General features: G+C 63.8%; 23 protein-coding genes, 1 tRNA gene and 1 pseudogene. 10 read left to right on the forward strand and 15 right to left on the reverse strand.

Annotation, left to right across the window (positions count from 1 at the left end):
* Window positions 1-2 precede the first annotated feature (2 nt).
* The 6 genes from AC0L3A_RS18565 to AC0L3A_RS18590 all read right to left on the reverse strand — a co-directional run bounded on the left by AC0L3A_RS18565 (window position 3) and on the right by AC0L3A_RS18590 (window position 5,522).
* Window positions 3-1,352 carry a hypothetical protein gene (locus AC0L3A_RS18565; protein ID WP_473254931.1) on the reverse strand — a complete coding sequence of 450 codons (1,350 nt, stop codon included), beginning with the start codon at window positions 1,350-1,352 and terminating at the stop codon, window positions 3-5.
* Window positions 1,352-2,407, reverse strand: coding sequence for a hypothetical protein (locus AC0L3A_RS18570; protein ID WP_473254932.1), 1,056 nt, complete (start codon window positions 2,405-2,407; stop codon window positions 1,352-1,354). The genes AC0L3A_RS18565 and AC0L3A_RS18570 overlap by 1 nt, the downstream gene beginning before the upstream one ends.
* Entirely contained in the window at window positions 2,400-2,735 is a 336-nt protein-coding gene (locus AC0L3A_RS18575; protein WP_473254933.1) for a hypothetical protein, read from the reverse strand. Before AC0L3A_RS18575 ends, AC0L3A_RS18570 begins: the two co-directional genes overlap by 8 nt.
* Complete coding sequence (locus AC0L3A_RS18580; protein WP_473254934.1) at window positions 2,725-2,889, reverse strand: hypothetical protein; 165 nt, start codon at window positions 2,887-2,889, stop codon at window positions 2,725-2,727. The genes AC0L3A_RS18575 and AC0L3A_RS18580 overlap by 11 nt, the downstream gene beginning before the upstream one ends.
* Window positions 2,886-4,502, reverse strand: a complete 1,617-nt coding sequence (locus AC0L3A_RS18585; protein WP_473254935.1) for a hypothetical protein — start codon at window positions 4,500-4,502, stop codon at window positions 2,886-2,888. Before AC0L3A_RS18585 ends, AC0L3A_RS18580 begins: the two co-directional genes overlap by 4 nt.
* Before the next feature lie 108 nt (window positions 4,503-4,610).
* A complete protein-coding gene (locus tag AC0L3A_RS18590; protein WP_473254936.1) occupies window positions 4,611-5,522 on the reverse strand; it encodes a tail fiber protein in 912 nt (303 codons plus the stop codon).
* Window positions 5,523-6,517: 995 nt separating this feature from the next.
* Here AC0L3A_RS18590 and AC0L3A_RS18595 point away from each other — a divergent pair.
* The 10 genes from AC0L3A_RS18595 (at window position 6,518) to AC0L3A_RS18640 (ending at window position 13,028) form a co-directional block, all read left to right on the forward strand.
* Window positions 6,518-6,712 carry a hypothetical protein gene (locus AC0L3A_RS18595; protein ID WP_473254937.1) on the forward strand — a complete coding sequence of 65 codons (195 nt, stop codon included), beginning with the start codon at window positions 6,518-6,520 and terminating at the stop codon, window positions 6,710-6,712.
* 60 nt (window positions 6,713-6,772) lie between these two features.
* The gene (locus tag AC0L3A_RS18600; RefSeq protein ID WP_473254938.1) at window positions 6,773-8,425 is read left to right on the forward strand and encodes a hypothetical protein; all 1,653 of its coding nucleotides are present in this window, start codon (window positions 6,773-6,775) and stop codon (window positions 8,423-8,425) included.
* A gap of 78 nt (window positions 8,426-8,503) precedes the next feature.
* Complete coding sequence (locus AC0L3A_RS18605) at window positions 8,504-9,427, forward strand: hypothetical protein (protein ID WP_473254939.1); 924 nt, start codon at window positions 8,504-8,506, stop codon at window positions 9,425-9,427.
* Between the two features lie 36 nt (window positions 9,428-9,463).
* On the forward strand, window positions 9,464-9,643 hold the full coding sequence (locus AC0L3A_RS18610; protein ID WP_473254940.1) for a hypothetical protein: 180 nt from the start codon (window positions 9,464-9,466) through the stop codon (window positions 9,641-9,643).
* Between the two features lie 497 nt (window positions 9,644-10,140).
* Window positions 10,141-10,635: a hypothetical protein gene (locus AC0L3A_RS18615; protein WP_473254941.1), complete on the forward strand. Its 495-nt coding sequence runs from the start codon at window positions 10,141-10,143 to the stop codon at window positions 10,633-10,635.
* A gap of 176 nt (window positions 10,636-10,811) precedes the next feature.
* Complete coding sequence (locus AC0L3A_RS18620) at window positions 10,812-11,285, forward strand: hypothetical protein (RefSeq protein WP_473254942.1); 474 nt, start codon at window positions 10,812-10,814, stop codon at window positions 11,283-11,285.
* 74 nt (window positions 11,286-11,359) lie between these two features.
* Window positions 11,360-11,560 carry a hypothetical protein gene (locus tag AC0L3A_RS18625; RefSeq protein ID WP_473254943.1) on the forward strand — a complete coding sequence of 67 codons (201 nt, stop codon included), beginning with the start codon at window positions 11,360-11,362 and terminating at the stop codon, window positions 11,558-11,560.
* Between the two features lie 10 nt (window positions 11,561-11,570).
* Window positions 11,571-11,717, forward strand: a complete 147-nt coding sequence (locus AC0L3A_RS18630) for a hypothetical protein (protein WP_473254944.1) — start codon at window positions 11,571-11,573, stop codon at window positions 11,715-11,717.
* 1 nt (window position 11,718) lies between these two features.
* A complete protein-coding gene (locus AC0L3A_RS18635; RefSeq protein ID WP_473254945.1) occupies window positions 11,719-12,843 on the forward strand; it encodes a tyrosine-type recombinase/integrase in 1,125 nt (374 codons plus the stop codon).
* Complete coding sequence (locus AC0L3A_RS18640) at window positions 12,840-13,028, forward strand: hypothetical protein (protein WP_473254946.1); 189 nt, start codon at window positions 12,840-12,842, stop codon at window positions 13,026-13,028. Before AC0L3A_RS18635 ends, AC0L3A_RS18640 begins: the two co-directional genes overlap by 4 nt.
* On the opposite strand, the gene AC0L3A_RS18645 is transcribed toward AC0L3A_RS18640, so the two are convergent.
* The 9 genes and pseudogenes from AC0L3A_RS18645 to AC0L3A_RS18685 all read right to left on the reverse strand — a co-directional run bounded on the left by AC0L3A_RS18645 (window position 12,997) and on the right by AC0L3A_RS18685 (window position 24,703).
* Window positions 12,997-13,070, reverse strand: a tRNA-Cys gene (locus AC0L3A_RS18645). The two genes, AC0L3A_RS18640 and AC0L3A_RS18645, sit on opposite strands and share 32 nt — an antisense overlap.
* 57 nt (window positions 13,071-13,127) lie before the next feature.
* The gene (locus AC0L3A_RS18650) at window positions 13,128-13,436 is read right to left on the reverse strand and encodes a hypothetical protein (protein ID WP_246648610.1); all 309 of its coding nucleotides are present in this window, start codon (window positions 13,434-13,436) and stop codon (window positions 13,128-13,130) included.
* A 167-nt stretch (window positions 13,437-13,603) separates the two neighbouring features.
* Window positions 13,604-13,723 (reverse strand): annotated as a pseudogene (locus AC0L3A_RS18655) (ATP-binding cassette domain-containing protein); the annotation flags it as partial.
* Between the two features lie 160 nt (window positions 13,724-13,883).
* A complete protein-coding gene (locus AC0L3A_RS18660) occupies window positions 13,884-14,600 on the reverse strand; it encodes an ABC transporter permease (protein WP_354128227.1) in 717 nt (238 codons plus the stop codon).
* A gap of 198 nt (window positions 14,601-14,798) precedes the next feature.
* A complete protein-coding gene (locus tag AC0L3A_RS18665; protein ID WP_219680157.1) occupies window positions 14,799-15,533 on the reverse strand; it encodes a tRNA-uridine aminocarboxypropyltransferase in 735 nt (244 codons plus the stop codon).
* Between the two features lie 41 nt (window positions 15,534-15,574).
* Window positions 15,575-18,679, reverse strand: coding sequence for an efflux RND transporter permease subunit (locus AC0L3A_RS18670; RefSeq protein ID WP_354128226.1), 3,105 nt, complete (start codon window positions 18,677-18,679; stop codon window positions 15,575-15,577).
* Entirely contained in the window at window positions 18,679-21,828 is a 3,150-nt protein-coding gene (locus AC0L3A_RS18675) for an efflux RND transporter permease subunit (RefSeq protein ID WP_007591193.1), read from the reverse strand. Before AC0L3A_RS18675 ends, AC0L3A_RS18670 begins: the two co-directional genes overlap by 1 nt.
* 36 nt (window positions 21,829-21,864) lie before the next feature.
* Window positions 21,865-23,262 carry an efflux RND transporter periplasmic adaptor subunit gene (locus AC0L3A_RS18680; protein ID WP_219680164.1) on the reverse strand — a complete coding sequence of 466 codons (1,398 nt, stop codon included), beginning with the start codon at window positions 23,260-23,262 and terminating at the stop codon, window positions 21,865-21,867.
* Complete coding sequence (locus AC0L3A_RS18685) at window positions 23,252-24,703, reverse strand: efflux transporter outer membrane subunit (RefSeq protein WP_473254953.1); 1,452 nt, start codon at window positions 24,701-24,703, stop codon at window positions 23,252-23,254. Before AC0L3A_RS18685 ends, AC0L3A_RS18680 begins: the two co-directional genes overlap by 11 nt.
* Window positions 24,704-25,128 lie beyond the last annotated feature (425 nt).

A 25,128-nucleotide genomic window follows, 5' to 3' on the forward strand; every position in this document is an offset into this window, starting at 1 on the left:
TCCTATTTGAAGATGTCGGAGAGCGGAGGACGCTTTCCGTTTGCGGCGGGCGCAGGCGCTATCGCGTCCTGGTCGCCGAACAGAAGGTTCTGGTTCGCGTACTGCGAGAGAGTGCGGCGGAAGCCGTCGTCCAAACGCCCGTGCTGCGCCACGTACTGGTCGCGGAGTTTCTGCACGTCGAGTGAGCGCTGCTGCACGCGGGAGAACATGTCCAGAAGCTTTGCGTTTGCATCCGGGTTGTTGTTGAGGCTGGGTGGCATCGCCTTCAAGAACGCGAGGTCCTTGTCGGAGAGCGAGCCCGGCATGCCACCAGCGAATTGACGCATCGCGAGCGTCATCTGGTTCATGATCGACTTGGCAACGTCCGTGTCGGCGACGCCCTGGATGTTGAGGCCGGGGATGCCGGAGGCGAGCTTCTTGAGGCCAGCCAGCGTTTCGCCGCCTGCGCCCTGATACACGTCGGGGTTCGCGAGAAGCGTCTTCAACTGGTTGATGTTCGAGAGCTGACCCTGCGAGGACTGAGCGTCCTTGTCGATCTGGTCGAACATGTCGGAGTTCGCCTTCGCGCGGGCGACGCCGTAGGGATCATCCTTCGGATCGACTGCGGGCGTGAACGCCTGGAAGCGCGTGATCTGGCCGTCCTTCGACATGCGGAGGCCGACGCCAGTCTTCGGATCGACGTGGAGCGTGTAGCCCTGACCTGCCGGGTCCTTGCGGAGCCCAGCGAGCACGGCGCCTGTCTGCGGGCTGTAGATGCTCGCGAGCGCGGCGGCGGCGCCCATCAGGCCGTTCTCGAAACCTTGCGGGTTCGCTTCCTTCGTGCCCTGCACGAGGACACCCGGACCAGCGGTGCTGTTGGTGCTCAGGGCGCCAGTGTCGTCATCAGCGTAAGCCATGGCTTTGCTGTCTCCCTGGGGGTTGTGCATTGCTGCCTGGATCGCGGTCGCACCGTCCGGCGCGGGCTGTCCGAGCAGCTTGTTGAATTTCGAGACGTAGGAAGCGCCGGTCGTGCCGAGGCTGTCGTGAGCGGCAGCGGACTGCGCGTTGATCGGCCGCCCGGTGAACCACGCAGAGGCCGCGTCTTGCGGCGTGCCGTACTTGTCAACGTAGCTGCCGAAGCGATGGCGGAAGACCGCCTCTTGCGCGTCGGGCGAGCCCAAGAACTCCTGGGTGGAGAGACGGCGACCGAGCGCCGCCTGCGTCCACTCCGGAAGGTTCTCTTCCATGACTTGGTATTTGCCGAGCGCCCGGCGACCGCCAGGGTTAGGCGTGATGCTGCCGTAGGGGCTGGCCTCGCCGCCGCTCTCGATTTGAGCGATGGCGCTGCCCCACCGGGGATCGAACTGGTTCATTACGACTTCAGCCAGCTAAGGATGCCTTGTCCGGCCGGAGCCAGGAGGCCCATGCCGCCGCTTCCGAGCAGGCTGGTGCCTGCGCCGAGAATGCCGCCCGCAATCGTGAGCGGGCTCTGCGTGGTCTCGGAGTGTTCGGTCGTGGTGCCGGAGCCGGACGAGTTGGTCGTGGTGCCGTAGTTGCCGCCGAGGATCGACATGAGCTGCGAGAGCGGAGCAAACGGCGCGGAAACGCCCGCCTGATACTGCTTGAGCGCGTTGTCGAGCTTCGCCTGCTGCGCCGCCGTGAGGCCCGCGCCACCAGTCGCCGCAGCGGAAAGCTGCTGGATCATGTTGGTGACGGAGCTGTTGCTGGCGTTGTTGCCTGCGCCCGCAGCGGCGGTGCCGAGCGAGCCTTCAGTGCCGAGCGCGGTCAGCTTGGCGGTGTTGTTGTTCTGCGCCTGCTGCTGCGCGAGCGTGAGGCCATTCTGGAACGCCTGCGAGCGGAGCGTGCCTTCGAGGTTCGCCGACTGTTCGGCGAGACCGCGCTGCACGAGGCCGTCAGCGATGCCCGTGCGGGAGCTGTTGATGTTGCCGGTCGCCGCCGCGTTCTGTTCGATGCCGGGCAGCGTAACGTCACGCGCCTGTTCAGTGGCGCCCTGCATCGCAAGCTTGACCTGCGAGGGGATGTCCTGACCGGCGACGTACTTGTTGGCGGCGTCCACCATCGCCTGCGGATTGTTCGAGGCGGAAGGATCGTAGCCTGCGAGGCCAGTCAGCGCGCCCTGCGTGCCGCTAACACCCGCGTTGGTGAGATTGGTGCCAGCAGCGGCTTGGCCGTTCGGCGTGGCGTTGTTGCTGCCATAGCCGACCATGGACTGAAACGCAGCCAACTCTTCAGGAGAGAACTGCGCGGTGTAGTCGGTCGGCGCCGTGGCGGTGCCCGCCTTGCCGTATGCAGTCATCGCGTCCTGCATCGCCTGCGTGATGCCGCTAACCTGCGGCGCGTAGGCGGACTGCGTGGTGGACGTGGACTGACTTTGGGTATTCGAGGTTTTATCTGTAGAGCTAGGCATGTCCGTCCACGAGATGAATGAAAAGGCGGCGTGACGCGCCGTTGATGCAATCGATTTTGCGAAGAAAGCGGAAGCCGAAGCGCGTTACAAAACGCGCCCACTTGTCGTCGTCCACTTCACCGAGAGCGAACACGGGAGCAGAGACGCACTGGCGGAAAGCGTGCCAATGTGCGAGCGCGCGTTTCAGCACTGAAGGCGTGAAACGGTCGAAGCGAAGATGGGCGAGCAGGAAGGACTCCTGCCCGCGCCGATATTCTTCGATGTCGAACCAATAGTCTTCGGTCGTGAGCGCGCGGTGCGTGCCCACGAACTCGAAGTCAGAAGCCATGGGCCGTCATTCGCGCGTCGAGCTGTTGCACAGCTTCGGCGAGCTGCTTGATAGCAGCCGCCACGCGCTTCAACTCTTCCGGCAAGTAGCGCTCTTGGCTACCGGGAAGGTTCGGGTAGGATTGAGGGACGTAAGGGCTAACCTTGATCGTCATCGTTCACCTGTCACGTCAAGGTCGAAGTCGAGACCTGAGACTGAGAACTGGCGGTAGTCGGTCGTCGTCAGCTTCAGCGCGATGTAGCGACCGGCAGCGCGGTAGTCGAGCTTGTACAGCTCTGCGCCGTCGTAGGTCTGCGGCGGATCGTACACGGGCGCCTGATTGTAGTAGTCAGCCGCGCCCATCGTGAACGAGAGCGGAGCAGAGCCGCTGTCGAGACGCGCCTGCGGGTAAAGCGAACTGATCGAGACGTAGCCCTTCAGGTCCTTTCCGAGCGCGTCGAGGTCAATGCCTGTCTTCTCCAGGTAAGCCGGAGCCGTGGCATTCACGTCCACGCCGTACACGACCGTCGAGCCTTCGCCGTAGGGGTCGAAAGCGTAGAGCGACGGAATGAGCCCGTAAGTGGTGCTGGCCTCGCCGACGTAGACAAGCGTGCGCTTGAAGCCGTCTTCCTGGTCGAGATACGAGCCGCCCACGTTCGCAAACGTTTCCGTCACGGTCGCGTAGGTCTTGACTACGCTCAGGTTGACCTGATCGCCAGCGAAGACCATCGGGAGGTCGTCAAAGGACCAAGCGCCGGTGCCGTAGTTGAACACGGCGGCGCGGTTGCAGCCGTCCGGGTTCGTGAGGAAGTGCACGAAGTCGTCGCCCGACACGTAGCAGAACGCGATGTCCTTGCGCCTGGGGTCGTGCACAACGAAGCAGCGGTTCGCCTTCGAGGCGTTGATGGAGTTGTAGATGAACTCGCGCGTCTTCGCGTCGCAGATAGACGACTCGGAGTAGCCGTCGTGCTTCCAGATGTCGTCGGGACCGAAGACGTAATGCGTACCGTCGATTTCGATGGAGCAATTCGCGTTGATGGCGCCCTTCGTGAAGGGAAGCTTGCGATAGTTGAAGACCTGCTGCGATCCGTCCGCCGTCATCATCCAGGCTTCTTGCAGCCCGTAGATCACGAGCGCACTGCCGAACGCCTGAGCGTCAATGATCCGGCCGCGCATGTCCGCCAGGATGTTCTCCGTGGCGAGCGTGTTGGCCTGACTGATGTCCCAGGAGGCCGGGACCTGACCAGACAGCGGGAAGCTGGAGGTCTTGACCATCGTCGGCGCAGCGGTAGCGCCCTTCGTGACGTTGAGAGCCACGAGCGAGCCGCCGCACGTGCGGAGCAGCCCAGCGCGCCAGGACGAGTCCCAGCCAGTGAGTGGTTTGAATGCGGTGTCGGTCGGGCCGAACGTCCACGGCACGTGGTCCGGACGGTTGACGTAGATCACGCCAGCGAGCGCGGTGTTCGACCACGTTGCTTCAGCGTCACTCGCCGCGAAAGACGCAGGGGTGACATCAGTCTCAACGCCGTTCATGAACTGCGAGACACCGCCGTTCAGATACCCAATGTAAACTTGGTCGAGACCGGACGACGGCGTAGCGCCGAAGACGAACCGGGGAAACTGATTGGGAGTTTGATGGACGTTGCGGAAGACCGGCGAACGCGCGACGCGGTTGTTGCGGAAGCGAACGTTCACGCCCATGGTCCACGCCTGCGGCGGGAGGTCGTAGGGGTCCACGTCAGTGATGACGCCGTACTTCCCCAAATCACGAACAGGAATGATGGGCATAGAAATCCATGCGCGGATCACGAGGACCCACGAGCTAAGCGATGTGAAAGATCAGACGAAAAAAGAGAGGACCCGCGCGTGCCGAAGCAGAGGCGCGGGCCATGTCAATTACAGAACGCGGATCAGCGTGAGGATGGTCGCGGACAGCGGACGCGTCTCAATGGCGTCGCCGACCGAAGTCGTCGTGCCGCTGAAGGCGTGCGTATGCGCTGCGCTCCGGCCTCCGGTGTTGCCGCTGAAGCTGTGCGAATGGCGCGTGCTTGCGCCGCCAGTCGTGACCGTGGTCGCGCCGGAGTTGATCGTGAAGCCGCCGCCGCCAGTCGTGGAGTTATTCCACGCGCCGACAGTGACGTTGTGCGTGTGGTCGGGACTGTCAACGCCGGTCGTGCCGGAGAACGCGTGGGTGTGGTCGGCGCTCTCGGTGCCGGTGTTGCCGCTGTAGTCGTGCGTGTGTGCTTTGAACACGTCCGCCTGGAGCGTGCCCACGGCGCCAGCGCGCGCACCAGCGTTGAAGCGGTGACGTCGGAAGCGGTCGAGCAGGTTCGGGAGCGCAAACGTGGTGCTGCCGTCGCCAGCGCCCCACGTGGTCCCAATAGCAGCGAAGAGTTCGGGATAGGCAGCGCGGGACAAGAGCTGTCCGTCGCACGGCATGTAGCCTGCGGGGATCGCGGCGTCGGGACCTGCGAAGTCCACGAGCCCACCGATGACCGTGGCGCCCTGCCCGAGCAGCCGCCCGGTAAACGCGAGCGTGCCAGCGGCCTTGCGATAGATGCCGAGGCCGGGTTCGGACGTGAAGTAGAACGGCGGGGCCGCAGCGGTGCCGTCAGCAGCCGCGAAGCCGGTCAGGAGCGCGTTGAGCTGCTCGTCCGTCAGGTTCACGGCGCCGTTGATGTTCGGGAAGGTGTTCCGCAGCGAGTTCTTGATGCCGCGCAGATGCGAGTCGATCTGGTTCAGGCCGTCCGAGTGCGCCGGGTTCGTGACCACGAGGTCACTAATGTAGATCGGGGTCTCTAGGGCCACCCTTGGGTCCTCATGAGTATGACAAAAGTAATATTCTTAGTTCCTCAAAGGGATCACTTGGGAACCCGAGGGGTGCCCCACCGGGGCGAGGAGTGCATCACTGGCTCTCCTTGTCTTAGTGTGGGGGGTAGATTGATATAAGTCGTTGAAATCGTTGAAGAAGACCCAAAAGTGCGCCACAATTAGGGGTTTTTGCCACAATTGGAGGCTCATAAGTTCCCAAAGGTATCCAAATGGGACCAAATCGGCCCGGTGTATCCACTTGGGACCCGGCGCAGAGGGGACCCTTCCCCACACGGGGAACCTAAGCTGAGCGGTGTTCTTTTGGGGTCCTTTTGGGTGCGCGTGGGCCGTGTTTCAGGGCTCCCGCACTGCGTCCCCAGCCGAGCAGCAGCCTTTGGGTTTACTGGAAAAACCCAAATCGGCGACGGTGATTGCCGACAAAAAGGGGACCCGCTCGAAAGGGGACCCGTTCGGCCCGGTCGGCCGTGCCTGCCTGCCCCTAGTCCCCACGCGTAGACCATGCGCCCCGTGCTAACCCGTTGCAATCACACACATTCAAACGGATTGCATATCCGTTGCCCCGATGCCGCGATGCACGCGCGACCAGGGCGCCGACCTGGGCCTAATGGGGACACCTGGGCCTTTTGTGTTAATGAGCGCGTGGGGACAATCGACTGGCACGAATGCTGCTCGGCATACGCTAGGCGCCCACGGGGAGCACCTGGGGAGCACCTGAGAACCCACGGGCATCCACGGGCCGACCACGCGCAAGCCTCTCCACGGCCATCCCTGGGCGTCCACCGGCTCTCACTTGGATACACTTGGATGCACTTGGACGGAACAAATGCACACCTTTCGCCACATAATCACGAGCGCGTGATATATGTCGATTGTTCTTGAACTTCGCCCCGAATTGGCGCTTAGGTATCTGCGGGGCGCATTGCGTCCTAAAGCAAAACGAACGGCACACTATCCACCTGGAGCTATCGACCATGACACGCAAAGATTTCGAGTTGATCGCCGCAACCCTGAAAGCGCAGCAAGCCGCGCTCTCGACTGATCCGGAGCGCGAATTGTTCCGCGCCCTTGTGCGTTCGTTCGCGGACAATCTCCGCGCCACTAATCAGCAATTCAACCGCGACCGCTTCATCCGCGCCTGCGGTCTCTGCCCCTCCGCTCTCTACTGATCCGGCCCTAGTCGCGTCCAATTCCACGCCTTTCGACACACAAACCCAATAGGCAAGCAAATGACCAACCCGACCACGAACGCCGCGCCCGTCATCACTGAAGAACAAATCCGCGCCTATCAGCGCCGCGAGCAAATGCGCTTCTCCAATCGGACCTATACGCAACTGCCGACCGATTGGCAGAATTCGCTTTGGTGGACCTATGGCGTTCGGGATATGGACGATTATCGGGCCAAGGTCCGCGCGCTCCAGGTGGCCGATCCCTACGCCTATTTGCCCTACAGCAAGCCGCGCCAGGAGCATTTCGCGCATATCTCGACTGAGGACGGCGGCTGCATCGCGTTCACTGAGAACCACGTTAAAGGCGTGGCCGACAGGCAAACCCGGATGAAGCCGGGCCGCTATCTTAAGAAGTATTTCGGTGACGTGCTTACCGACGACCAAATCCGCGACATCGCAACTGCGTTCATGGCGGAATGCGCGCCCATTGAAGTGAAGTTTGCGGAGACTGCGGCGGACATCGAACGCGTCTATATCCACGGCCCGCGCTCTTGCATGTCGCATTGCGCTGATGAATTCCACGGCCACGTTCACCCGACTGCGGCTTATGCCAATTCAGACGTGCAAATCGCCTATTTCGAGCGCGGCGAAGATGACGTTAAGGCCCGCGCCATTGTGTGGCCGAAAAAGAAGATTTACGGCCGCGCCTATGGTGACAGCGCGCGGTTGACCAGTGCACTGCGCGCGGCTGGTTACACTGAAGCGGAGAACAACGGGTTTGAAGGGGCGCGACTGCGCGCAATCCCCAATGAGCACGGCGGCGGTTGGATTATGCCGTATGTGGATGAAATCGGTTCGGCCGACCAGGAAGGCAAATGGTTCGTTCTGCGGCGCCGTGGCGAATTCGATTGTCAAAGCACGTCCGGCATCATTGAGGACGAAAGCACGCGTTGCCAGTGCGAGAATTGCGGCGACCGCATGCATGAGGATGACGCCTATTCGGTGGACGGCCACGATGGCTACTATTGCTCCGAATGCTATAGCTCCGAATTCGTGGAATGCGACCGCACCGAACGTATGGTGCACCGTGACGACACAACGCAAATGGCGAACGGTGAGACCTGGAGCGACCGCGCATTTGAGCGCTACGGCTTTGTGTGCGACCGCAACAGCGGCAATTATCCCGACACTGAAGCCGTTACTATGGCGAACGGTGAGACCTGGAGCGAAGACGCGTTTGCGGAATTCGGTTTCGAGTGTGCGGGAACGGGTGACAATCACCCGCTGGAGGAATGCGTTGTCCTGGAGGATGGCACGCAATGGCATCAGGACCATTTCGACGCGCACGGCCACGTTGACGACAACGGCGACAACGTTCGCAATGATGACGCTCCCGCTGATGCAGTCGGCTACCGTTGCCCCGCAACCCTGGAGATGCCGCTAGTCGCGCCTGTTGCTGAAGCCGTCGCGGACGTGGAAGTGGTGACGGTGACGCCTATTGACGCTGCAAGCTATCGCGTGGCGCCTGCGGCTCCGCTTTCGTGGCCGTCTCTGCCGGACTGGCGCGGTCGCGACCTCTATATGGAGCAAGTGCGAGCTGCGCGCGACGCTATGGCGATGCAGATGCAGCAACGCGCGGCAATGGAACGACTGATGGAGTACAGCCGGGCGGACGTGCAGCTAATGCAGCGCCTTATTGAGGACGTGGCCTAACGCCGCGCTCGCAATCGACATCATGGGGCGCCGCGCCTGCGGCGTCCCCTCGCATTCTCAATCGGGACACACAACGCAATGAACGACCTGGAAACAATCCGCGCCATGCTGGCCTATAAGCGGCCCGCAGGCAGCAAAACCGAACGCCGCTTTATCAAAGACTGGATTGCGCCCCTGGGCGTAGAGCAGGACAAGGCAGGAAATCTGATCAAGCGTATCGGCGACGTGCCCATGCTCTACAGTTGCCACACTGATACCGTGCACCGCGCGGGCGGGCCGCAGGCAGTCCGGATAATCGACGGCATCGCGACCACGGCCGACAAGAAAAGCAATTGCCTGGGCGCGGATGACACCGCAGGCGTATGGCTGATGCGCGAAATGATTTTGGCCGAACGTCCTGGGCTGTACATCTTTCACCGTGCGGAGGAAGTCGGCGGCGTGGGTTCTAGCTTCATCGCGGACAAAACTCCGAAGCTTCTGGAGCGAACCGCAATGGCTATCGCGTTCGATAGGCGCGGCACGCAAAGCATTATCACCCATCAAGGCGCGGGGCGCGGCTGTAGTGACGCGTTCGCCTATAGCCTGGGCAACGCGCTAGGCATGGGCCATAGGCCCGATGACGGCGGCACGTTCACCGATACCGCAAACTACATGTTCGACATCGCCGAATGCACCAATCTGTCTGTTGGCTATACCAATGAGCACCGCGCCAGCGAAGCACTAGACTGCGCGTATCTAGTCGAGCTGCGCGACCGCTTGCTGGAGCTGTCATGGCAAGACTTGATTGTGGAGCGCAAGCCGGGCGCCGTGGATGACTACGGGGACGGCGCGGCGTTCGGCTGCTGGGCAGGCGACGACCAGGAGATGCGCGACATTCCGGACATGTATCGGCTCGTTCGCGACAACCCGGCAGAGGTCGCGGACTTCCTGGAAGAATGGGGTTTCGGCACGTCCGAGATTGTCAACGCAATCCGCCTGCGCGGCGGCGTCACGCGCAACTGATCCACAAGCACCCACTAGCACCCAAAAGGAGCACACATGTCCAACAAACGGAAACGGCTGCTTGCCCTAGTCGCCGAGCGCGACAGGCTGGAGGCAGCGCTGGCGGTCGCACGCGCGCAGCACGAACCCGATAGCGTCCTGGAGATAACGCACGAGCTGATAGCGAAGCTTAACGACCAGATCACGGCCGCAATGGAGGACGACCGCGATGCCTGATCGGCACACATGGCAGCGCTGGATTGATTGGGCCTGCGGGCGCGGTTGGAAAGTGCAGTGGCGCGAGGACGTGGGCGGGTATGTCTACGTCACGCCACGGGCGCCAAGGAGACCTTGTGAGGACCTTGGGTGGTTCAGCGACCAGGAGTCCGCGTGGCGTGCTGCCGCGTGCGCCTGCTGGATCAGGGAAGGCAAGCCGGAGTCACCTGGATGACACACGTTCTTTCGTTCCTGCTGGGAACTGTCATTTGTGTGGGCCTTATAGGTGCCACATTCGTTATAGGGGCGTTGTTCATCGTAGGTTTATTCTGAATAGACGAAAGTCTATGAGGTAGCGTCGGGCAAAACAGGAGTTAACTGCGGAAATCCCGAACCCGTGGAAATACGGCTTCACGGCTTTGGGACTGGAAAGAGTGTCTGAAGGTATACATATGTTCGCCAGCGTCCGGGGGCGGCCCGGACCTAGTGACGCAACGCAGCGGTAAGGATCAAAAAGAATGCGACGCGCAATTGTTGTGCAGAGTGACTATCGGTTCATGTCGGCCCTGGTCGGCAAGGACACGGCAGAAGTGTTGAATGTCGGCGATGTTGTTCGCGTGACGAAAGACCTGGAGCTAGACCACTACGGTCGGGTGAAGGCGGGCGAGAAGGCGAAGATTGTTTTCACCGACAAGGCCAGCGGTGCTGTAGAGATAGAGTTTTTGCGTCCTCTGCCGAACCTGCACGAATGGCGTAACTGCCTGTTGCTGACGCCTTACGACAGCGACGACCTGATCCAGGGACTTGCGCTGGACAGCGCCGTGGAAGCGAAGGAGCGCAAGCGCTCTTGGCGTATGGTCACGCCGGACAAGCTGGTGCCTCACATGGTCGCGGCGGCGATCCTAGCGTTCATCCTGGGATGGGTATTGCCTGGGCCGTTCGACGCCAAGTACGCGCGGGCGAACCACATGAACATAACGATCGATGACCTAGCGACAGCCTGTAAAGGATAACATCCGACACAGATAGACAAAGGGAACTTATGACTGTAGTGTTGATTATAGTCCTATGGGCGGCGGCCGGTGTGGCCGTCTCCCTCGAATGTGGCGGGGCGGCGATGGGGTTTCTGATCGCCGCTCTGGTGACTGCAAGGTTGCTGGGCTGAGAGAAAAAATAACAGGAGAGCACTTTGTCTATTTTGAATGTTCTTAAAGGTCTTACTGACATCCCCGCCGCTGCGCCTTCTGCTATAGATGGCGCCGTGATCAGTGTTGAGCGTAGGGGATTGGAATTGGATAGAGAGTTCGAGGCCGCAGAGGACAAGGCCGCAACAGAGACGTTGTTGGCTGCGTTGGAGCCGTTTAGAGCCAAGAACCCAACAATGACGTTGCAGCAATTGGTGTCGTTTCTTCTCGTTGCAAAGGAGCAAGGGAAGACTGTCTCGTGGTATGCGCAGAAGGCCGGACTGGCGCAGGGTGTCATGACTCGGAACCTGTTCGACCTGGGTGAGTACAATCGTCGCAAGGAGCCGGGCCTGGGGCTTGTCGAGCAGCGCCCCGACCTCCAGGACCGCCGCGCGCATCTGACGTATCTCACGCACGCGGGCCGTGGTGTCGTCGGCGCCTACCGTCGAGCCCTGGAGGCTTTCACCACTCGCAAATGACCGTGTAGCGCTCACAGAGCGCCACACGTGTATCCAAAAGTAGAACACTTGGAACACTAAACCTGGAGGCCAGAATGGCACGCATCCCCACGTATCCCTACCGCGTCATCGTCACCCGCTCGAACGGCGGCAATGCCCAATACATCGAGACGCACAACTACACGAACCTGCCGGGTGCCTATGCCTACAGAGGCATCGCCCTGGGCAAGCAGAACACCAAGCGCGTCGAGGTCGTCATGGTGATTGACGAGAGCACGCCGAGCCACGCGGACTAAGGGGATGCACGTGGATCAGTTGGGCCTCGTTGTCGGAGGCATGGTGCTGGGCGGCATGGGCGCCGCTCTGTTCAAGGAAGATGGACCGCACGGCGCAGTGCTGATCGCGGCATCCATCCTGGTCGCAGCGCTGCTCTACGCAGCAACAGGAGCATGACATGAGTTCGATTGAGCGCCGCAACGGCAAGCTGACCGGCCGGTTCATCGGCGAGGTCGTCAAGAACGGAAAGACGATAGGCCCCAAGCGCGCCTTCAAGACCAAGGGCGAGGCTGACGGCTACGAGGCATACGTGAAGGCGAACGGCAGCGCGGACGGCTTCCAGGGCGCCGGAGACCGGCACACGGGCGTCACGTTCGCGGAGGTCGCCGAGCTGTGCAAGGCCGCTGGCGGGCCGCGCCGCGCGCGCTGGAAGGCCGGGCGGGACGGATCGGTGATGCAGCGTCTCGACTACGTGGTGTCCAAGCTGGGGCACCTGGACATCGCCGCCGTGACCACGCCGGAGCTAGACAAGCTGGTGGCGGGTCTCCAGCGGCGTCCGGGCGTCAAGGGTGGCAAGCTGTCGCCAGCGACGGTCAACCGCTACCTGACGGCGGCGAGCGCCGTGCTGACGTTCGCCAGCGGTCGCGGCTTCATCCAGGGCCGCCCGCTGATCCCGCTCCAGGAAGAGGACGGCGCCCGCGAAGAGACCATCAGCGACGACCTGGAGGCGGCGATCCTGCGCTGGCTGAACGACAAGGGACACCGCGCCAGCGCCATCTGCGTGTCGGTCCTGGTCGAGACCGGGATGCGCGCGGGCGAGCTGCAAGCGGTCGAGTCCGGCCAGATATTCACCGAGAAGCTGACGCACCAAACGGACGGCGAACCAACCGAGAACGGATGGATCAACCTGCACGCCTCCCAGGTGAAGACCAAAAAGGCCCGAAGGGTATGGATCAGGCCCGATCTGGCGCGGGAGTTCAAGGCTTTGGTAGCCTCTGGCGAGCGCACAAATGCATTCACTTTGGCACGCAACTTCAAAGCAGCGGTCGAAGCGTGTGGGGGCAGCGACGAGCTGGTAATCCACTCTCTGCGCCATACACGCGCAACGCGTCTCCTGGAGGCGGGCGTGGACCCGCAAGTTACCATGGAAATGATGGGGTGGACGAGCTTCAACACCATGAAGCGCTACCGGCACGTAAAACCCGCAATGCACGTAGAGGCTGCGAAAAAAGTCTCCCACCTACGTGGGGAGAACCCCGGAAACTGCGTTGTCGTTCCGTTTATTCCGAAGGTGGCGATATGAGCAGGCTGGACCCCTACGACGTGCTCGCGCAGCTATGGGGCGTCGAGCGCCAGGAGGCAAAATACCGTGCATATGCAGCAGCTTGGGGCCTGCCGGGCTCCGAGCAAGACCTCCGCGACATGCACGTGATGGACGATGTTTTGAAGCGAAGGATGGAGGCCACGTCGGGACTCGAACCCGAGTAAACGGTTTTGCAGACCGGCGCGTAACCACTCCGCCACGTGGCCCCAACGAGGGCGGAGCAATATAGGGGATCACGGGTTTAGGCAACCCCGACCGGGCAGCTACGCCTTCGCGCCGCCGAGATATTGGCCGAGAATCTCATCGGTCGCACCGGCCGCCACGATCCGCCCCTCCTCCAGCAGGATCGCGCGGTTGCAGGTGCTCTTGATCAGCTCGACGTCGTGCGAGGCGAGCACCAGAATGCCGGCGCGCACGACGATCTCGTCGAGCCGCTGCCGCGCCTTCTTGCGGAACTGCTGGTCGCCGACGCCGATCCATTCGTCGAGCAGCACGATCTCGCCCTCGACGGCGGTTGCGACCGCAAAGATCAGGCGCAGCATCATGCCGCTGGAATAGGTGCGCAGCGGCAAGTCGAGCCGTTCGCGAGCTCGGTGAATGCGGCGATCTCCGCGCGCCGGTCGTCGATCTCGGAGCGCCGCGCGCCGATCACGAGCCCGCGCCGCACGATGTTCTCGTAGCCGGTCGCTTCCTCGTCGAATCCGGCCGAGAGATCGAACAGCGGCTGGCAGCGGCCCAGCACGTCCACGCTGCCGGACGTCGGATGGTAGATGCCGGCGAGCACCCGCAGCAGCGTGGTCTTGCCGGCGCCATTGGCGCCGATGATGGCGACGCGGTCGCCGGCACGGATGTCGAGACTGACATCGTTCAACGCGGAGACGATGTGCGGGGTCGTCCGCCGCAGTGTCACCGCGTTGACGAACCGGCTGCGCAGCGAGCGGTCGCGGAACGACAACACCGGAAATCTCACCGAGACGTTGCGAAGCGCGATATGAGCTGCGGGGGTCATATCTCGCGCCTCACAGCCAATACGCCACGCGATGGCGGTATTTCGCGTAGCAGCCGAGGCCGATGACGGCCACGACGGTCGCATAGATGACCCCGAGCAGCCATTGCTCCGCATCGGTCGGCTGTGAGAGCAGTGGCCTGCGCACCAGATCGAGCAGCGTCGCGAACGGATTGGCGCGGATCAGCCAATAAAACGCGGTGCCGCGCACGGTGTCCTCGGTCCAGATGATCGGCGTCAGGAAGAACACGAATTGCAGGCCGCTGACGATCGCCGAGCCGATGTCACGAAACCGCGCGCAGAGCATGCCGAGCGCGACCGAGCCGCCCAGCAGCACGACGAGCAGGATCGCAAAGCCCGGCACCGCGAGCAGCATGCTCCCATGCAGCGGCCACGGCATTACCAGATAGAGCAGTACGACGATCACCAGATGATGCGCGAAGATGAGGACGTTGCGCGCCATCATTTGGAGAACATGCACGATCAGCGGCGCCGGCACCGCCTTGATCAAATGGTTTGATGCCACGAAGATGTTGGAACCTTCCTGGAGCGTCGTCGCGATCAGCGTCCAGACGATCAGGCCAATGGCAAAGGGCGGCAGAAAGCTCGCAATGTCCTGCTTGAACAGTGCCGCATAGACCGTGCCGACGCTGGCAATCGTCGCGGCGAGCGTCAGCGTGATCCAGAGCGGGCCGATCACGGTGCGCCGGTAGCGCAGCGAAATGTCCATCAGGGCGAGCGTGCCCCAACGATCGAACCGCGCCGCCTGGGCAAGGATCTCCTTGGCTGCAAGCTGAATGCGACGGTCCCTTCCGTTTCCGGCGTTCCGATGGTGCGACAGGATAGCAGATCGCGGCCTGTTGGCCGATGGTCTCTATCCGCCCGCCTCTCGCGGGACAATCGGCCGGACGGATGATCCGGACCGGAGTCAGGCTCGCTTGACCCGCCGGACACCGCGCCGGCGGTCCTTCACCGGCGGCTTCGGCGCCAATTCGGGCATCTCGGTCTGGACCTCGCGGTAGCGGGTTAACATCCGTTCAAAGCTGGCATTCAGCGTCTCGGCGATGTCCGGGCGCTTCTCCAGAACGGAGAGGATCGTCGCTGCCGCTTCGATGGTCGACAGGCCGTCCTTCCGAGGCTCCTTGCGCAGGCGGCCGTAACGCGATGGCGCGGCCGGGTTGAGGATGACGCGCTGGCATTTCAGCATCCAGGGGTTGCGCCACCACAGGGCCTTGGCCTGGCTCCAGGTGCCGTCGAGCAGCACCACACCTTCGAGCTTGCCGAGGCGCGCGCGCTGGTTGTCCGCGCCCTCGCCTTTGCGGTTGAGCGCCAGGATTTCGCCCTCGGCCTCGAGATCGGCGGCGTGCGCCGAGCCGAGATAGAGCACGGCCCAGTGCGAGGCGTTCTCGATCGGTTGCCCCAGCGCCTTGGACAGGCTCGGCCAGGACAAGCCGACCCGCAGCGTGGCACCGGCGAAATGCTTCGCAAGCAGCCGCGCGGTGCCGAGCGCCCTGTCCTGCTCCTGCGGATGCTGAAGGATCAGGAGCGAGAGCCGGTTCTTGATGGGCGTGACGCTGTCGCAGATGCACAGCGGCATCGGCTTCTGGCAGTGCGGGCATTCGGGGATTGGATCGGCCGGCGCAGCGGCGGTGGGGTTCGACATGGTCGCCGCTATACGCTTTGCGGGGCTGTTCAACAACCCGCCTATTCCGCCGGCGCAGGCACCGGGCGCGGCTCGCGGCGCCGGCGCAGGCGGTCGATCAGCAGGTAGATCACGGGCGTGGTGTAGAGCGTCAGGATCTGCGAGACGAACAGCCCGCCGATGATGGTGATGCCGAGCGGGCGGCGCAGTTCCGTGCCGGGCCCGGTCGCGACCACCAGCGGAATGCCGGCGAACAATGCAGCCATGGTCGTCATCAGGATCGGACGGAAGCGTGCCTGGCAGGCCTCGAAGATCGCCTCCGCCGAAGACAGGCCGCGCTGGCGCTCGGCATCGAGCGCGAAATCCACCATCATGATGCCGTTCTTCTTGACGATGCCGATCAACAGGATGATGCCGACGAAGGCGATCACCGTCAGCGGCGTGTTGGTGATCTGCAAGGCCAGCAGCGCGCCGAGGCCCGCCGAGGGCAGCGTCGAGATGATCGTGAGCGGATGGGCGAGACTCTCATAGAGCACGCCGAGCACGATATACATCGCCACCAGCGCGCCGAGGATCAGGAGCGGCTGGCGGCCGCTGGTCTTGGCGAAATCGCCGGCGTTGCCGTCAAAACTGCCGCGGATGCCTTCCGGCATGTGCAATTCCTCGACCGCGCGCTGGATGTTCTGCGTTGCGGCCTGGATCTGCACGTCCGGCAACAGGTTGAACGACACCGTGGTCGATGGGAACGATTGCGAATGATAGACCGCGAGGGCGGCGAGCCCGCGCGTCGCATGTACCACGGCCGACAGCGGCACCTGCGCGTCGCCCGCGCCGGCGACATAGATGCGATCGAGGTTGGACGGGTCGACCTGGAATTTCGGGTCCATCTCCAGAACGGTCATGTACTGGTTGCGTTGGGTGTAGATGATCCCGATCTGCCGCTGCGAGAACGCGTTGTTGAGCGCGTTGTCGATATCTTGGACGCGGACGCCGAGCGCCGAGGCCTTCTGGCGATCGATCGACAAGGTCAATTGAAGCCCGCCGGGATCGCGGTCGCTGGAGACGTCGGTGATGCCTTCGACGCTCTCCATGCGCTTGGCCACGATCGGCGCCCACTTCTGCAACAGGCCGAGGTCGGTGCTGGTCAGCGTGTACTGGTAGTCGGAATCGCTCTGTCGTCCGCCGGCGCGCACGTCCTGGGCGGCGAACATGAACAGGCGGATGCCGGGCACCGGGTATAACGCCCGCCTGAGACGGTCGATCACCACCTGGGTCGAGACGTGGTCGCGCTCCTCCGGCGGCTTCAGGCTGATGAACATGGTGCCGCGATTGGAGGTCGCGCCACCCGGCCCGCCGCCGCTGCCGACGGTGGAGCCGATGCCGGCCACGGCCGGATCCTGCATCACGATGTCGGCGAGCCGCTGCTGCAGGCTGAGCATGGACTGGAACGAGATGTCGGCCGAGGCGCGCGTCGCCCCGATGACGAAGCCGGAATCGTCGGTCGGGAAATAGCCCTTGGGGACCTTGATGTAGAGCACCACGGTGAGGCCGATGGTGGCAAAGAACACCAGCAGCGTTAGCAGCGGATACTCCAGCACCGTGCGCAGGGTGCGGGTGTAGAAGGCGACGATGCGCGTCAGCGAGCCCTCGATGACACGATCGAACAGTGTGGCGGATCCCGACGTGGTCTGCCTGATATAGTGGGCACAGATCATCGGCGTCACCGTGAGCGACACCAGGGTCGAGACCAGGATCGCGAAGGTCAGCGTCAGCGAGAACTCGCGCAAGAGACGGCCGACGATGCCGTCCATGAAGATCAGCGGCGTGAAGGCCGCGATCAGCGACAGGCTGATCGACACCACGGTGAAGCCGATCTGCCGGGCGCCGTCCAATGCCGCCTGAAGCGGCCGCATGCCCTGTTCGAGATTGCGGTACATGTTCTCGATCATGACGATGGCGTCGTCGACCACGAAGCCGACGGAGATCGCCAGCGCCATCAGCGACAGATTGTCGATCGAGAAGCCCGCGACCCACATGCCGGCGCAGGTCCCGGCCAGCGCCAGCGGCACGGAGATTCCGGCCGCGATCGTCGGCGTCAGCCGTCGCAGGAATACGAACACGACGACCATCACGAGAATGGCGGTCGCGAACAAGGTCCACTGCATGTCGAGCACGCTGGCGCGGATCGTACTGGTGCGATCGACCAAGGTGGAGACGTCGACGCCGGCCGGGATCCACTGCTTCAGCGCGGGGATCAGCTCCTTCACCCGGTCGACGGTCTCGATGACGTTGGCGTCGCCCTGCTTGGTGATCTGGATCAGCACCGCCGGCTGCTTGTTGAACCAAGCGATGGATCGGGCGTTACGGACGCCGTCCTCGATGTCGGCAACATCGGAGAGCCGGACGAAATTGCCGTTCGCGCTTTTGATGACGATGTCGCGGAACTCTTTCGCCGTCCGCATCTGCCTGTTGAGCGACAGCGTTTCGCTCTGGCGCTCGCCATTGAAGATGCCGACCGGACCGAGCGGATTGGCGTTGATAATCGCAGTTCGCACGTCGTCGGTGGCGATGCCGGCGTTCGACAGCGCGACGGGATTGAGCTGAATCCTGACCGCCGGCTGGTCGGCACCCGAGATCGTCACATTGCCCACCCCCGGCACCTGCGAGATGCGCTGCGCCAGCACGGTATCGGCGACGTCGTAGACCGCGCTGGCGGACAGCGTCTTCGAGGTCAGCGCCAGCACGAACACGGGGGCGCCTGCGGTATTGGCCTTGCGGAAGCGCGGCAGCGTCGGCAGATCGCTGGGTAGGTCGACCAGCGCGGCGTTGATCGCCGCCTGCACGTCGCGCGCGGCCTTGTCGATGTTGCGGCCGATGTCGAACTGGAGCTGGATGCTGGTCGTGCCGAGCGAAGAGGTCGAGGTGATCTGGTTGATGCCCGCGATCTCGCCGAGCCGCCGCTCCAGCGGCGAAGCAACCGTCGCGGCCATCACGGACGGATCGGCGCCGGGACGGCTGGCGGAAACGAAGATGGCGGGGAAATCGATGTTCGGAACCGAGGCGACGGGGAGGAACTCGTAAGCCACGATACCCAGCAGGAACAACCCGATCGACAGCAGCGTGGTCGCGACCGGGCGGCGGATGAAGGGCTCCGAGATCGATGCCATCACTGCATCCCCTCGGTCGCGCCCGCGACGGGCGGCCCGCCGGGTTCGACCGGCGGCAGCGCCTGCTCAAGGCGGCGGTTGATGCGGTCGAGGGCGAGGTAGATCACCGGCGTGGTGTAGAGCGTGAGCAATTGGCTGAGCAGCAGGCCGCCGATGATGGAGATGCCGAGCGGAAAGCGCAGCTCGGCGCCGGTGCCGCTCTCGATCGCCAGCGGCAGCGCGCCGAACAGCGCGGCCAGCGTCGTCATCATGATCGGACGGAAGCGCAGCAGACAAGCCTGCACGATCGCCTCGTTGGGCGACATCCCCTGCCTGCGCTCGGCCTCGAGCGCGAAGTCGATCATCATGATCGCGTTCTTCTTGACGATGCCCATCAACAGGATGATGCCGATCAGCCCGATCACGGAGAGATCCTGCCCGCACAGCATCAGCGCCAGGATCGCGCCGACGCCGGCCGACGGCAGCGTCGAGAGGATCGTGATCGGATGGATGTAGCTCTCGTAGAGCACGCCGAGCACGATATAGATCGTGATCACCGCGGCCAGCAGCAGCCAGGGCTGGCCGGCGAGTGCCTTGGCGAATTCGGCGGCGTCGCCGGCATAGACGCCGACGATGCTGTTGGGCATCTCAATCCGGGTCTCGATGGTCTTCACGGCCTCGACGGCATCGCCGAGCGCAGCGCCCGGGGCGAGGTTGAAGCTGAGCGAGATCGACGGGAACTGGGCCTGGTGCGAAATCGCGAGCGGCGCGGTGGTGCGGGTCAGCGTCGCCACGGCGGAGAGCGGCACCTGTGCGTTGGGCGCGCCGGCGGTCGCGCTCGCCCCGCCCGGCAGATAGAGCTTCGACAGGATCGAGGGATCGCGCTGGTACATCGGCAGCGCTTCCAGCACCACGCGATACTGGTTGGCCTGGCCGTAGATGGTCGAGATCTGGCGCTGCGCGAACGCGTCGTTGAGCGTGTCGGTGATGCCCTGGAGGCTGACGCCGAGCTGGCCGGCGCGGGTGCGGTCGACCGTGAGCTGCGCCCGCAGACCGCCTTCCTGCGCCTCCGAGGAGACGTCGCGGAACAGCGGATCGCGCCGCATCTCGGCAACCAGCTTGCGCGCCCATTCCGACACCAGCGCGGCGTCGGTGCCGGTCAGCGTGTACTGGTATTGCGAGCGGCTCGACTGGGTCGATATCTGCACATCCTGCACCGGCTGGAAGTAGACGGTCATGCCGGGGATGGCTGCCACCCGCTCCTTCAGCCGCGTGATGACGACGCTGACATCGTCGCGCCGCTCGCCGCGGGGTTTCAGCGTCATGACCAGACGGCCGACATTGGTGGTCGGATTGACCGAGCCTGCCCCGATCACCGAGACCACGCCTGTTACATCGGGGTCGGCCTTGATGGCGTCGGCCGCGTCGGCCTGCCGCTTCTGCATCTCCGCGAACGACACGTCGGGACCCGCTTCCGTCACCGCCGTGATCGAGGCAGTGTCCTGCAGCGGCAGGAAGCCCTTTGGCGCGACGACATAGAGCGCCAGGGTCGCAATCAGTGTGGCGAAGGTCACGACCAGCGTCGCGCGCTGGCGCTCCAACACCCAGAGCAGCGTGCGGTGATAGAACCCCACGGTGCGGTCGATGAAGCGGCTGACCGCGGCAAGACCCGGCACTGCCAGCTCTTCATGGGCGTGCTTCAGCAGACGCGAGCACATCATCGGCGTCAGCGTCAGCGAGACCACGGCCGAGGTCACGACCGCGATCGTCAGCGTCAGCGCGAATTCGCGGAACATGCGGCCGACCAGGCCCGACATGAACAACAGCGGGATGAACACCGCAATCAGCGACACCGTCAGCGAGATCACGGTGAAGCCGATCTCGCTGGCGCCCTTCAGCGAAGCCTCCATCGCGCTATCGCCGTTTTCCATGTGGCGGACGATGTTCTCGATCATCACGATGGCGTCGTCGACGACAAAGCCGGTGCCGATGGTGAGCGCCATCAGCGACAGATTGTCGAGGCTGAAGCCGGCGAAATACATGATGCCGAAGCTGGTGATCAGCGAGAGTGGTAGCGCCACCCCGGCGATCAGCGTGGCCCTGAGCGAGCGCAGGAACAGCAGCACCACCAGCGTCACCAGCACCACGCTGAGGATCAGCGTGAACTGCACGTCGCGGACCGAGGCACGGATGGTGACGGTACGGTCGGAGACGATGGTGAGATTCACGCCGGCCGGAATAGCGCGCTGGACCTTTGGGATTTCCGCCCGGATCTGGCTGACGACGTCGATCACATTGGCGCCGGGCTGCCGCTGAATGTCGATGATGACCGCGGGCGAGCCTTGATACCAGCCGCCGGTGCGGTCGTTCTCGAGGCCATCGACGATCTGGGCGACGTCGGCAATCGTGACCGGCGAGCCGTTGCGGTAGGCGATGATGACAGGCTTGTAGGCGTCGGCGGCGGCGATCTGGTCATTGGCGGCGATGATGTAGGATTGCTGCGCGCCGTCGAGCGAGCCTTTCGGCCCCGAGACGTTGGCATTGGCAATCGCGGTGCGCAGGTCTTCCATGGCGATGCCATAGGCGGCGAGCCGCGCGAGATCCGCCTGGATGCGGACGGCCGGCTTCAGTCCGCCGAGCACAGAGACGCGTCCAACGCCGGAAATCTGGCTCAGCCGCTGCGCCAGAAGCGTGTCGGCAATGTCGCTCATCGCCCGTAGCGAGATGGTGTCGGAGCGCAGCGCCAATGTCATCACCGGCGCATCGGCCGGGTTCACCTTGGCGTAGGTCGGCGGATAAGGCAGCGTCTTGGGCAGCACGCCGGCCGCGGCGTTGATCGCGGCCTGGACGTCCTGGGTCGCGCCGTCGATGTCGCGGTTGAGATCGAACTGGAGCGAGATCTGGCTGACGCCGAACGAGCTCGTCGAGTTCATCGCCGACAGCGACGGGATCTGGCCGAGTTGCCGCTCCAGCGGCGCGGTGATCAGCGAGGCGATCACGTCGGGGCTCGCGCCGGGCAATTGCGTCGTCACCTGCACGGTCGGGAAATCGACCTGCGGCAGCGCAGACACCGGCAGCGCGAAATAGCCGAGCAGCCCGCCGATCAGAAGCGCGATGCCGAGCAACGAGGTCGCGATCGGCCGTCGGATGAAGGGTTCGGAGACGCCCATGGGATGCGCCTGCCGCTCAGGCGGCTGTCGTCGGGATCATGGCTGCTTGGCTCCACTTCCCGATGCACCCGGCCCTGGTGCCGGTCCGGTCTGGCCCTTCTGGTCGCCCTCGCTGCTCTTGCGCTTGGCGCGGAACTCGCCGTCCTTATCTTGTCCGTCCCTCTGGCCGTCTTTGGCGCCGTCCTTCTTCTGACCATCCGGTCCGCGCGAGCGCTTGCGTGGCGCGAGATCGGCCGACGGCGTCTGGTCGTCGCGGCCGATGACCACCTTGGAGCCATCGGACAGATTGGCAAAGCCTGTGGTGACGACCTTGTCTGTCGCCGACAGGCCGCTGGCGATGACGGCGTCATGCTCGTTCTGCTGCGTCACCGTCACCGGCTTGGCCGCAACCAAATTGTCCTCGCCGATGACATAGCTGAACGTGCCGATCGGTCCGCGCTGCACGGCCGAGGTCGGCACCACCAGTGCCTGCGTCAAGGTCTCGACCTTGAGGCGGACATTGACGAACTGGCCGGGCCAGAGCTGGTAATTGGCGTTCGGGAATTCGGCCTTGAGCCTGAGCGTGCCGGTGGTCTGGTCGACCTGGTTGTCGATGCCGGTGAGCTTGCCGGTGTCGATCACGGTGAGGCCGTCATTGCCGAACACGTCGACGGCGAGCGCGCCCTTCGACGCGGCGGCGTTGACCCGCATGATCTGCTGCTGGGGCAGGCTGAACCACACCGCGATCGGCTGCAATTGCGTGATCACCACGAGGCCGGTGGTGTCGGAGGCGTGGATGATGTTGCCCTGGTCGACCTGGCGCAGGCCGGCGCGGCCCGAGATCGGCGCCACGATCTTGGTGTAGCTCAGCGTCGCCGCCGCATTGTCGATCGCCGCCTGGTCAGCCTTGACCAGCGCCTCGGTCTGCGCGACCAGCGCGCGTTGGGTGTCGGCCTGCTGCTTGGATCCGGCGTTGGACGCGGCGAGCTGCTCGTAGCGCGTGAGGTCGATGCGCTGGTTGGCGAGCTGGGCCTGGTCCTGCGCCTTCTTGGCGACAGCCTGATCGTACGTCGCCTGGTAGAGCGCCGGGTCGATCTCGCCGACCACGTCGCCTTTCTTGACGTCCTGTCCCTCGGTGAAATTGACCGCGATCAGCTTGCCGTCGACTTGAGAGCGGACGGTCACGGTGTTGAGTGCGCGGATCGCGCCGACGCCGTCGAGATAGACGGGAACGTCCTGGATGCGGGGCGTCGCCGCCAGCACCGGTACCGGCAGATCCGGCCGTTGATTGCGGCCGTTCGCCTGCTGCGGCTGCTGATGCCAGGTGGTCCAGCCGTAGTAGCCGAGCCCGCCGAGGATCGCCAGCGTGATCAGGGTCATGACGAAGCCGCGCCCGCGCGACTTCTTCGCCGTTCCCTCCTTCGCGCCCTGCTTCGTATCCGGCTTAAAGAGCATTGACCGGTTTCTCCATCCTCGGCTCCCAGCCGCCGCCGAGCGCCTGATACAGGCTGACGATAGCAAGAAGGCGGGCAAGTTGCGCCTGCGACAGCGCGTCTTCCGCCTGGAACAGGGTCAGTTGGGTGTTGAGCACGGTGACGATGTCGGCGGTGCCGGCGCGCAATTGCTGCTCGGAGAGATCGAAGGCGCGGCGGGAGGCGTTGAGGACGTCACGCTGCAATTGCAGCCTGATCGTGGTCTGCTTGATCGAGAACAGCGCATTGTCGACATCGGCAAAAGACTGGATGATGGTCTTGCGGTAGGTCTGGAGCAGTTCGTCCTGCCGCGCCTTGGCAAACTCGAAATTGCCGAGGATCTTGCCGCCGTCGAAGATCGGCTGCGTCGCGCTGCCGACGAGCTGGAAGAACGCCGCATGCGGCTGGAATAGCGAGACCAGGGCCGAGCTCTGATAGCCGCCATTGCCGGTGAGCTGGATGGTCGGAAAGAACTGCGCGCGGGCATTGCCGACGTTCGCAGTGGCAGAAGCAAGTTGCGCCTCCTGCCGGCGAATGTCGGGCCGCTGCGTCAGGAGCTCGGACGGCAGGCCGGGCGTCACGCGGGGTATAGCGATCCGGTTCAGCGAGCCGCCGAGCACGCGCACGCTCTCCGGCGGCCGCGACACCAGGACTGCAAGCGCATTGACGTTTTGGTCGAGCGTCTGGCGCAGCGGCGGCACCAGGGCCTTCTGGTTTGCGAGCACGCTCTCCTGCTGCGCGACGTCGAGATCGGTGCCCGTGCCAGCCTTACGCCGTTCTTTGACGGCATCGAGGATGCGTTGCGCGCTCGCGATGTTGCGCTGTGAGGTCCGGATGCGATCCTGCGAGGCCAGCACCTGGAAATAGGCGTTAGCCACACCCGCAAGCGTCGTCAGCGCAACGACGTCGCGATCGAAACGGTTGGCATGCGCCGTTTCTTCCGCGATCTGGAGTGCGTCCCGATTCTGACCCCAGAAATCGAGCTGGTAGCTCGCGCTCAGCGAAGCCTGGTAGTTGACGACCTCACGGCCGCCATTGGTGAGCCCCGAGGCGGAGGAGCCGGAGGTGCGCGAATAGGCCTCCTGCCCGGTGCCGGAAAGGCTCGGCAGCAGCGCCGCACCCGCTTGCCGCGCCTGCGCGTCGGCCTCGACGATGCGCGAAACGGCGGCGGCAATGTCGAGGTTGACGGTCTGCGCCTCTTCCATCAGCTGTGTCAGCTCCGCCGAGCGGAAGCTGCGCCACCAATCCAGAGACGGCGGCGCATCGCCCTTGCCGGCGTATTTGTACTGCGTGGGAACGTCGAGCGCGGGATCGGGAAGATCCTGCGTGAGCACGCAAGCGCCCGAGCCGGCGGCGAGGCAAGCGACCGCAAGCCAGCGCGCCGCACGTCGTGTCCGGGACGCGGAACCTAGAGACCGCCGCACCGCGATCGCAGGATCATCTTGTGTCAAATCCACCCCCCGCCGGGCAGATCGAGCCGCCGCCGCGAAGCCGGATTAACCGATTCGCGGCTGGACAGTCGGCGGGCGTTGGATAACTCGTTCACAGCGATGATGCTTTCTGCGGAACCGGACACCCATACTAGCCGGGTGCGGAACAGCGGGACAGTCCCGCAGGTGCGAAATGACCGCCAAAGCGCACCGCCATCAACACGAAGAAAGCACGAAATAGTGCTGTGTTGCAGCGCTTTTTCGCATTCCTATGCGGCCGTGGAGCCTGCTCAAGCTTACCAAGATTTCATGTGATAATGCCGCCACACCGACGCCAGTCCCTTCAATCCGCCTGCACCGCTCGCGATGCGGCTTCAGTCCGGTCTCGAAACCGAGGTGGGCCACTCTCGCGAGGCCGT

Source organism: Bradyrhizobium sp. MI1.3, from assembly GCF_055811695.1.

Bases quoted from the DNA above. Each gene is read 5' to 3' on its own strand.
- AC0L3A_RS18665 (WP_219680157.1), bottom strand. From the start codon at position 15,533: ATGTCGAACCCCACCGCCGCTGCGCCGGCCGATCCAATCCCCGAATGC.
- AC0L3A_RS18610 (WP_473254940.1), top strand. From the start codon at position 9,464: ATGTCCAACAAACGGAAACGGCTGCTTGCCCTAGTCGCCGAGCGCGAC.
- AC0L3A_RS18670 (WP_354128226.1), bottom strand. From the start codon at position 18,679: ATGGCATCGATCTCGGAGCCCTTCATCCGCCGCCCGGTCGCGACCACG.
- AC0L3A_RS18660 (WP_354128227.1), bottom strand. From the start codon at position 14,600: ATGGACATTTCGCTGCGCTACCGGCGCACCGTGATCGGCCCGCTCTGG.
- AC0L3A_RS18605 (WP_473254939.1), top strand. From the start codon at position 8,504: ATGAACGACCTGGAAACAATCCGCGCCATGCTGGCCTATAAGCGGCCC.
- AC0L3A_RS18565 (WP_473254931.1), bottom strand. From the start codon at position 1,352: ATGAACCAGTTCGATCCCCGGTGGGGCAGCGCCATCGCTCAAATCGAG.
- AC0L3A_RS18635 (WP_473254945.1), top strand. From the start codon at position 11,719: ATGAGTTCGATTGAGCGCCGCAACGGCAAGCTGACCGGCCGGTTCATC.
- AC0L3A_RS18640 (WP_473254946.1), top strand. From the start codon at position 12,840: ATGAGCAGGCTGGACCCCTACGACGTGCTCGCGCAGCTATGGGGCGTC.
- AC0L3A_RS18680 (WP_219680164.1), bottom strand. From the start codon at position 23,262: ATGCTCTTTAAGCCGGATACGAAGCAGGGCGCGAAGGAGGGAACGGCG.
- AC0L3A_RS18585 (WP_473254935.1), bottom strand. From the start codon at position 4,502: ATGCCCATCATTCCTGTTCGTGATTTGGGGAAGTACGGCGTCATCACT.
- AC0L3A_RS18570 (WP_473254932.1), bottom strand. From the start codon at position 2,407: ATGCCTAGCTCTACAGATAAAACCTCGAATACCCAAAGTCAGTCCACG.
- AC0L3A_RS18595 (WP_473254937.1), top strand. From the start codon at position 6,518: ATGACACGCAAAGATTTCGAGTTGATCGCCGCAACCCTGAAAGCGCAG.
- AC0L3A_RS18580 (WP_473254934.1), bottom strand. From the start codon at position 2,889: ATGACGATCAAGGTTAGCCCTTACGTCCCTCAATCCTACCCGAACCTT.
- AC0L3A_RS18625 (WP_473254943.1), top strand. From the start codon at position 11,360: ATGGCACGCATCCCCACGTATCCCTACCGCGTCATCGTCACCCGCTCG.
- AC0L3A_RS18575 (WP_473254933.1), bottom strand. From the start codon at position 2,735: ATGGCTTCTGACTTCGAGTTCGTGGGCACGCACCGCGCGCTCACGACC.
- AC0L3A_RS18615 (WP_473254941.1), top strand. From the start codon at position 10,141: ATGCGACGCGCAATTGTTGTGCAGAGTGACTATCGGTTCATGTCGGCC.
- AC0L3A_RS18600 (WP_473254938.1), top strand. From the start codon at position 6,773: ATGACCAACCCGACCACGAACGCCGCGCCCGTCATCACTGAAGAACAA.
- AC0L3A_RS18675 (WP_007591193.1), bottom strand. From the start codon at position 21,828: ATGGGCGTCTCCGAACCCTTCATCCGACGGCCGATCGCGACCTCGTTG.